Below are 1,278 nucleotides of genomic sequence, written 5' to 3'. Positions count from 1 at the left end.
GGCGGGTGGTCGTCGCCGAACCGCGGCGGATCGCGGCGCGCGCGGCGGCCCGCCGGATGGCCTGGCTGCTCGGGGAGCGAGTCGGGGAGCGCGTGGGCTTCACCGTGCGCGGGGAGCGTGCGGTAGGGCGCACGACGGTGGTGGAAGTGGTGACCACCGGAGTGCTGCTCCAGCGGCTCCAGCGGGATCCGGAACTGGCGGGAGTCGACGTGGTGATCCTCGACGAGTGCCACGAGCGCCATCTCGACGCGGACACGGTGGCGGCGTTCCTGCTGGACGTACGGGCCGCGCTCCGGCCCGAACTGCGGCTGGTGGCGGCCTCGGCGACGACAAACGCGGCCGGATGGGCGCGACTGCTGGGCGACGCGCCGGTGGTCACGGCACGCGACGTCTCGTATCCGGTGGAAGTGGTGTGGGCGCCGCCGGGATCGCCGGTGAGGCCGCCGCACGGGATGCGGGTCGATCCGGTGCTGCTGACGCATGTGGCGTCGGTGGTACGGCGGGCGCTGGCCGAGCGGGACGGTGATTTGCTCTGTTTTCTGCCGGGTGTGGGCGAGATCGGGCGGGTGGCGGGACAGTTGGCGGAGCTGGACGCCGAGGTGCTCCAGGTGCACGGGCGGGCACCGGCGGCGGTACAGGACGCGGTCCTGGCGGGTTCCTCGGGCTCCTCGGGCTCCTCGGGCTCCTCGGGCGTGTCGGATCCCGCCGGTTCGTCGGGCGTGTCGGCTGCGGGTCCCGTGGGCTCACCGGGCCGGCGCCGGGTCGTTCTGGCGACGGCGGTCGCCGAGTCGAGTCTGACCGTTCCCGGAGTACGGATCGTCGTGGACGCGGGGCTGGCGCGTGAGCCACGTACCGACCATGCGCGCGGGCTGAGCGCGCTCACGACCGTACGGGTGTCACAGGCGGGCGCCGCGCAGCGGGCCGGACGGGCCGGGCGCGAGGCTCCCGGGACGGTCTACCGCTGCTGGAGCGAGGCCGAGGACATCCGTCTCACCCGCTTCCCCTCGCCCGAGATCAAGGTGGCGGATCTGACGGCCTTCGCGCTCCAGGCGGCGTGCTGGGGCGATCCATCGGCGGAAGGTCTCGCGCTGCTGGACCCGCCGCCTGCCGGGGCACTGGCCGCCGCGCGTTCCGTACTGAGCGCGATCGGCGCGGTGGACGAGGCCGGACGGCCGACGGACCGTGGCGTACGGATGTCCTGCCTCGGGCTGCACCCGCGGCTGGCCCGCGCCCTGCTGGACGGCACGGCCGAGGTGGGCGCGCGGCGGGGGGGCGGGG

General features: G+C 75.1%; 1 protein-coding gene. It reads left to right on the top strand.

Features of this window, described 5'->3' with window-relative positions; translation table 11 throughout:
- A partial coding sequence (locus GA0115259_RS33325) for a helicase-related protein (RefSeq protein ID WP_256098252.1) occupies positions 1-1,278 on the top strand: 1,278 nt, incomplete at both ends.

It is taken from the genome of Streptomyces sp. MnatMP-M17, assembly GCF_900091995.1.
Taxonomy (GTDB): domain Bacteria; phylum Actinomycetota; class Actinomycetes; order Streptomycetales; family Streptomycetaceae; genus Streptomyces.
Note: the sequence above shows the minus strand (reverse complement) of the source record. Positions and strands in the feature narration are given on the sequence as shown.